We start from the raw sequence: 6,628 nt of genomic DNA on the forward strand, positions 1-6,628 counted from the left end.
AATTTACCTTCCACTAAATTTACTTGCCAATTAGATGCTCAAGGACTTAATTTTAGCTGTAATGGTTATGGACATGGTGTAGGTATGTGTCAATATGGAGCTCAAGATTTGGCCAAGGCTGGTAAAAATTATCGGGAAATTTTAAAACACTATTATCGCGGTGTGGAAATTGGCATTATTGAAGGAGCGGGGTTTTAAAAACCAAAAAATGGTTAGCCTACTAATGAGGTGATTCTATGGCTAATCATGTAAATAAACAGCGTTTTTTAATTTTCTTGGCCGTCATTTTGCTGCTACTTGCTTTGGGGATTCCTTTCCTCCCAGAAAAAAAAGAGACTTTTACTGAGGTAGAAATTATGCCTAGTGAAGAACCTGTAGAAGTAAAGGAGGAAATGGCTGATTTAAGTGAATTGATTTGGCCGCTAGAGGGACAAGTTTTACGGGGTGTAGGTTTGTCTTATGCTCAAACCTTTGGTGATTATCGTTATCATAATGGGCTAGATATTAAAGCTCAGCGTGGTGAGGAAATTGTGGCTGCTTTAGCAGGTAAAGTCAAAAGTATTGAAACTAGTAAAGGTTTTGGTGTTAAATTAATTTTGGATCATGGTGAAGATCTATTTAGTGAATATGCACATTTGGAAAGTGTTTATCTGCGTGAGGGTGAATATTGTCGGCAAGGGGAACCTTTGGGAGTGGTAAATCAACCGGGTTTGAATGAGATTTTAGAAGGACCGCATTTGCATTTTGTTTTGAAAAAGGCAGGGGAAATAATTGATCCTTGGGAGTATTTACCATAAAAAATTGCCCTGTTTAACAGGGCAAGTATTCTACATTTGGGGAATTTTTTATCATTAGTGGGTTGTTTTGCATTTTTTCGGAATTCGTTCATATATATTTACAAAGAAAGATAAGTGAGCGGAGGAGAAAAATGCAAGATTATATTAGAAAGCGGGTTTTGGAGGTTTGTCATTATATGTTGGATACAACCGCTACTGTAAGGCAAACAGCGGCTGTTTTTGGGGTAAGTAAAAGTACTATTCATAAGGATATGACAGAAAGACTGCCGATGATTAATCAGGAATTAGCTAGACAAGTTAAATATGTATTAGAACGTAATAAAGCAGAAAGACATATTCGGGGTGGGGAAGCAACCAGGCGTAAATATAAAAAGGCACAGGAAAGTTAAATGTTCACTTTTGTCCCTAATTAGTAGTAATGGGGCTATAAAGAATTCATCAAAAGGAAAAAGGCGGAGGGAAAGGGTTCAGAGGATTCTGGATAAAGAGGACGTGTATGTGGAGCAGATCCGGGAGATGTTGGCAGAAAAGACTTATGTGCCCGGGGGCTATATTGAAGAACAGATTTGGGATCAGAATGGTCAAAAAGGGAGGACTGTTTTTAAGCCGAAGTACTATCCAGATCAGATTGTGCATTGGTGTTTAATGCGGGGTATGTATTATTGCCAGACATTATGCTTTAAGAGCAGTTAAGGAGTGGCTGAAGCGGGATTGGAAGTATACAAAGTATTGTGTGGAGATGGATAAAGTTTTATCCTTTGATTGATCAGGAAGTATTTTTGATAGTCATAAAGGGAGATTATCGATAGGTAATTATACTAGTCAATGGTTTAATTTTTATTATGTAAGATATATGGCTGATTTTTGTTTGGTCATAATAAAAATAAATTACATCAGCCTACAATGTTTGTCGAGTATCGTATTTTTAGGGAGTATCGTTTATTGGAAAAGGCTACTTCGTTGCGAATCAGCAATGGGATGAGTGGATTAGGAAAAAAGAAGTAATTGAGTATGTGGATGCAACCGCTTTTATAAGTTACTAAAGGAACGACTGATAGGGAAAACCCCTGTGGCACTTGCATGAAAGCCTGCAGGGGTTTTGGTCAGCGTATTGGTTCAGATATTGATTGCCTCTTTTTAAGGGTTGCTTGTCTTCTACTTTCTTGGACGATCTCGTCAGCAGTTGTGATTCTGGGGACGGGGATTTTTTTTCTTTGCCAAGATAAGGTCACTTTCCCCTTTATTTCCTCGGCGAGTTTTTCGATCTCCTTTTCTAAAAGTGCTTCTGAATCCTTTTTTCTTTTGTCAGGTATTAAAGAAGTAATTTTCTCGATCAGTTGTTTTTCTTCATTTAACCATTCCTGTTGTTTGGTTTCATCTGCGTGTTTTTTTAATGTCTGCTGTTTTTCAATTTGATATTCTAGAAACTGAGTTCTCAGATTTATCCATTTCCCTTCAATTGTAGGGCGGTGTGCATTATAAAGTTCATTAAAAGGAATGCAGGCCTCACACATTACTCCTAGATAATCCTTGGCTGTATATTTTTCAAGGATTTTTTCTTTTTTGTTTTGGAAATATGGTGGTAATTTTTGTTTTTGTTCAAAGGTAGTTAGCTTTTCTAGTAATTGCAGTTCTTTAAACTGCCTATGAAAGTTATCTTTTGTAGTTTGTTCCAAAAAGGCTCTTTGGGCTATATTGTTCATTTCCCGTAAATAAGTCCGTTCTCGATTCTTTTTCAAATAGATGGCTTTAAAGCCTTTGATTAGTCCACTGGTTTTTTGCCAAATATTCATTATTTCACCTCATTATTATTTTTATTACTTAAATTATAGATATTTTATGTCTGAATAGTCAAGTTTATTTGGGTATTAATAGATAACTAAACTTTAAAAGAGGGGGGAAATTCAGATCGCCAAGGGGGTGGAAATCATGTTATGATGTTTTCATAACATTTGAAGGAGATTGTGGTATGGTTCGCGATTATACGAAAAACAAGTTGTTGATTTTTATTTCTTTTTATAAAGGTCATTGGGGAATTTTTCTTTTAGATTTATTTTGTGCTTTAATGATGGCTCTGATTGATTTGGCTTTTCCACTTTTCAGCCGTTATGCCTTAAATCATCTGTTGCCAAATAATTTGTATACCTTCTTTTTTATTTTGGTAGGTAGTTTTGTGGTTATGTTTGCTCTGCGTTCAGTTTTTTCTTATATTGTTACTTATATTGGACATAACCTGGGGGTATTGATTGAGGCAGATATGCGTAAAGAGGTTTTTGGTCATTTGCAAACGTTGTCATTTAAGTTTTATGACCAACATCGTACAGGTCACTTGATGAGCCATGTGACGACTGATCTTTTTGATATCACGGAATTGGCTCATCATGGACCAGAGGATTTGTTTATTTCGCTGGTGACAATAATGGGGGCATTAATTATTTTGTTTCCGATTAATCCCTTTTTAACGGCGGTGTTGTTGGTTTTAATTCCTTTAACATTAATTTTTACAATTACACAGCGGCGGAGGATGAGCAGTGTTTCGCGGGGGGTTAAAGAGGAAACGGCACGTATTAATGCTGCTATTGAATCTAGTATTTCCGGAATACGGGTGGCAAAGGCCTTTGTTAATGAAGATTATGAAAAAGAGAAATTTGGTTATGGGAATGAGCAGTATAAAATAGCTAAAAGAGGTTATTATGCGGCGATGGCTGTTTTTCATAGTGGGGCGGAGTTTTTTATTAATCTTTTTAGTGTAGTTGTAATTGGTATTGGCGGTTATTTTATTATGCTGGAAAAAATAAATACCGTAGATCTATTAACTTTTATACTTTATATTAATGTTTTTTTGCAGCCGATTCGGAAGCTGACTCAGTTTGTAGAACAATATACTAGTGGGATGGCTGGTTTTTCTCGTTTTGTGGAAATCATGAATATTAAACCAGATATTGTGGATCAAGAAGGGGCCCAGCCTTTGCAGATTAATAAGGGGGAACTTGAATTTCGAAATGTTTCTTTTTCTTATAATGCTGATACCGCTGTATTAAAGCATCTTAATCTTACTGTTGCTGCTGGCAAAATGTTGGCGATTGTGGGACCTTCTGGTGGTGGTAAAACAACATTATGTCATTTAATTCCTCGCTTTTATGAAATCAATGAAGGGCAAATTTTACTAGATGGTCAGGATATTCGTACTGTAACTTTAAGTAGTTTGCGGCAAAACATTGGGATTGTTTCTCAAGATGTTTTTTTGTTTTCGGGAAGTGTATTAGAAAATATTCGTTATGCTAAATTAGAGGCTGCAGATGAAGAAGTTTATCAAGCTGCTCAAAGGGCAGAAATTTACGAAACAATTATGGAAATGCCATATGGGTTTGAAACTGAAGTGGGGGAACGAGGTGTCCTGCTTTCTGGCGGACAAAAGCAGCGGATAAGTATTGCCAGGATTTTTTTAAAAAACCCGCCAATTTTAATTTTAGATGAAGCTACTAGTGCTTTGGATACTGTTACTGAACAAAAAATACAAGCTTCTTTTCGGGAGTTGGCCAAGGGAAGAACAACTTTGGTGATTGCACATCGTCTTTCAACGGTTAAAAATGCAGATCAAATTATTTATCTGGATGAAAAGGGGATTCGTGAGGCAGGCAGTCATAATGAATTATTAAACTTAAATGGTTTTTATGCTCAATTATATCGGACACAGTTTAGTTAATATAGTGATTATTTATTGGGTTAGGTGGAATTCTTTGCGGATTTAAGAAATGTTGAAAATAGTTAAAATGTTTTAGTGAAAAAGAGGGAAACCAGTAGATAATGTAGAATACTAAGTGGAAGTAGACAAAAATAGAGGTAGGGATGGCCAGATGGTATTTAGTGAAGATATTGGTATTGATCTTGGAACTGCAAGTATTTTGGTTTATGTTAAAAACAAGGGGATTGTTTTGAATGAATCCTCGGTGGTGGCCATAGAAAAACGTACTGGTAGAATTATTGCTGTAGGTGAAGAGGCTAGGCGAATGTTGGGGCGGACACCTGGTACGATTACTGCCATTCGTCCTATGCGTGAAGGTGTTATTGCTGATTATGATGTTACAGAAAGAATGCTTAAATATTTTATTGGTAAAGCTATGCGGGCTCGGAAATTGTTTAAGCCCCGTGTAATGATCGGTATTCCCTCTGGGGTAACCGGTGTGGAAGAAAGAGCAGTTAAACAAGCAGCTATTTCAGCAGGGGCTAAACAGGCTTTTTTGATTGAGGAGCCATTAGCTGCTGCTTTGGGAGCTGGTTTGGTTATTAGTGAACCACAAGGTTCCATGGTTGTTGATATTGGTGGTGGTACCACTGATGTGGCTGTTTTATCTTTAGGCAGTATTGTTACTAGTAAATCGATTCGCATTGGTGGTGATAATTTTGATGCTGCTTTAATGCGTTATATGCGTAGATATCATAATTTAATGATTGGGGTGCGTACTGCTGAACAAATGAAAATTGCGATTGGTACAGCTTGTCCCCAGGGCAGAGAAGATATTACCGCTGAAATACGTGGACGGGATTTAGTAACTGGTTTACCGCGAACTATTACGGTTTCTTCTTTAGAGGCTTTTCAGGCTACTAAAGAGGAAATAGAAGGTATTTTAGGTACGGTTAAAGAAGTATTGGAAAAGACTCCTCCAGAATTGTCTTCAGATATTATGGAAAAAGGAATTATACTTACAGGTGGAGGGGCTCTTTTACATGGTTTAAATAAATATTTGGGTGAACATACTCATTTGCCAGTTTATATTGCTGAAAATCCTATTCAATGTGTTGCTTTGGGTACTGCCAAGGCTTTAATTAATTTGGATTTATTGGCTAAAACCGATCAGGCCAAACCGGGAAGTTAGGAGGTGAAAAAATGATTCGCGGGTTGTATACGAGTGCTTTGGGATTATCGGTACTTACAAAAGAACAGGAAATTACGACTAATAATTTGGCTAATTCTCAAACTGCTGGTTATAAGCAGGATGTCTTGGTTGCTGAAGCTTTTCCGGAGATGCTGTTTCACCGACTTCGGGACCCTTTGGAGGCCGGGCAGGAACCACCTTTTGTAGGACAAGCCCCTTTGGGAGTAAGGATTAATTCTGTTTATACTGATGTAAGTATAGGGGTTCAGCGGCAGGTAGAAAATCCTTTAAGTTTTGCTGTAAGGGAAGGTTATTTTACAGTACAAACTCCTCGGGCTGAACGCTATACACGTAAAGGGGATTTTTCCCTTGATAGTGAGGGGCGATTGGTTAGTGGGGAAGGGTATCCTGTTTTGGGTGAGCAGGGTGAAATCTTTCTCCCTCAAGGTTCTGTAGAAGTAGATGCACAAGGGCGACTTTATAGTGAGGGTGTGGAAATTGATCGTTTAAGAATTGTTAACCCAGGGACAACTTGGGAAAAAGAAGCAGCCTCATTATTTCGGGGTGAAAATCCGCAAAGGGTTGAAGAACCACAAGTAAGGCAGGGTGTTATTGAGGAAAGTAATGTAGATCCTTTACGGGCTATGGTGGATTTGATTACTACTTTACGTGCTTATGAAGCTAATCAGAAAGTTATTCAGGCTATTGATACCACCTTAGATAAGGCGGTAAATGAAGTAGGAAGATTATAGTTTGAGGCCGGACTGCATGGCAGGGGCCTCCCCGGTTTCCGACCGAATGAGGAAACCGGTATAAAAAAATAAGGAGGCGAGGGGCTGTTGACATGAAACTATAAAATATTATAGAACCCGCTTGCTAAACTATAACTTTTGTGTTATATTATTAGCAGGAGGTGACAAACAATGAAGCAATATACAATAGGGCAATTTGCAA

General features: G+C 37.7%; 8 protein-coding genes and 1 pseudogene. 8 read left to right on the forward strand and 1 reads right to left on the reverse strand.

The annotated features are described in order from the left end of the window. Nucleotides 1-63 precede the first annotated feature (63 nt). The 5 genes and pseudogenes from GX687_05455 (at nucleotide 64) to GX687_05475 (ending at nucleotide 1,802) form a co-directional block, all read left to right on the forward strand. Nucleotides 64-198, forward strand: a pseudogene (locus GX687_05455) (stage II sporulation protein D). A gap of 38 nt (nucleotides 199-236) precedes the next feature. Beyond that, nucleotides 237-797, forward strand: a complete 561-nt coding sequence (locus tag GX687_05460) for a M23 family metallopeptidase (GenBank protein ID HHX96883.1) — start codon at nucleotides 237-239, stop codon at nucleotides 795-797. Between the two features lie 131 nt (nucleotides 798-928). After that, complete coding sequence (gene spoIIID / locus GX687_05465) at nucleotides 929-1,186, forward strand: sporulation transcriptional regulator SpoIIID (GenBank protein ID HHX96884.1); 258 nt, start codon at nucleotides 929-931, stop codon at nucleotides 1,184-1,186. Between the two features lie 109 nt (nucleotides 1,187-1,295). Next, the gene (locus GX687_05470; protein ID HHX96885.1) at nucleotides 1,296-1,490 is read left to right on the forward strand and encodes a hypothetical protein; all 195 of its coding nucleotides are present in this window, start codon (nucleotides 1,296-1,298) and stop codon (nucleotides 1,488-1,490) included. A gap of 171 nt (nucleotides 1,491-1,661) precedes the next feature. Continuing rightward, nucleotides 1,662-1,802: a hypothetical protein gene (locus GX687_05475; protein ID HHX96886.1), complete on the forward strand. Its 141-nt coding sequence runs from the start codon at nucleotides 1,662-1,664 to the stop codon at nucleotides 1,800-1,802. Between the two features lie 98 nt (nucleotides 1,803-1,900). On the opposite strand, the gene GX687_05480 is transcribed toward GX687_05475, so the two are convergent. After that, a complete protein-coding gene (locus tag GX687_05480; GenBank protein ID HHX96887.1) occupies nucleotides 1,901-2,590 on the reverse strand; it encodes a hypothetical protein in 690 nt (229 codons plus the stop codon). Between the two features lie 176 nt (nucleotides 2,591-2,766). Between GX687_05480 and GX687_05485 the strand changes: the two genes are divergently transcribed. The 3 genes from GX687_05485 to GX687_05495 all read left to right on the forward strand — a co-directional run bounded on the left by GX687_05485 (nucleotide 2,767) and on the right by GX687_05495 (nucleotide 6,426). After that, nucleotides 2,767-4,503: an ABC transporter ATP-binding protein gene (locus GX687_05485; GenBank protein ID HHX96888.1), complete on the forward strand. Its 1,737-nt coding sequence runs from the start codon at nucleotides 2,767-2,769 to the stop codon at nucleotides 4,501-4,503. Between the two features lie 151 nt (nucleotides 4,504-4,654). Next, a complete protein-coding gene (gene mreB, locus GX687_05490) occupies nucleotides 4,655-5,674 on the forward strand; it encodes a rod shape-determining protein MreB (GenBank protein HHX96889.1) in 1,020 nt (339 codons plus the stop codon). A gap of 11 nt (nucleotides 5,675-5,685) precedes the next feature. Then, nucleotides 5,686-6,426, forward strand: a complete 741-nt coding sequence (locus GX687_05495) for a flagellar hook-basal body complex protein (protein ID HHX96890.1) — start codon at nucleotides 5,686-5,688, stop codon at nucleotides 6,424-6,426. Nucleotides 6,427-6,628 lie beyond the last annotated feature (202 nt).

The organism is Clostridia bacterium (assembly GCA_012841935.1).
GTDB lineage: Bacteria > Bacillota > Peptococcia > DRI-13 > DTU073 > DUTS01.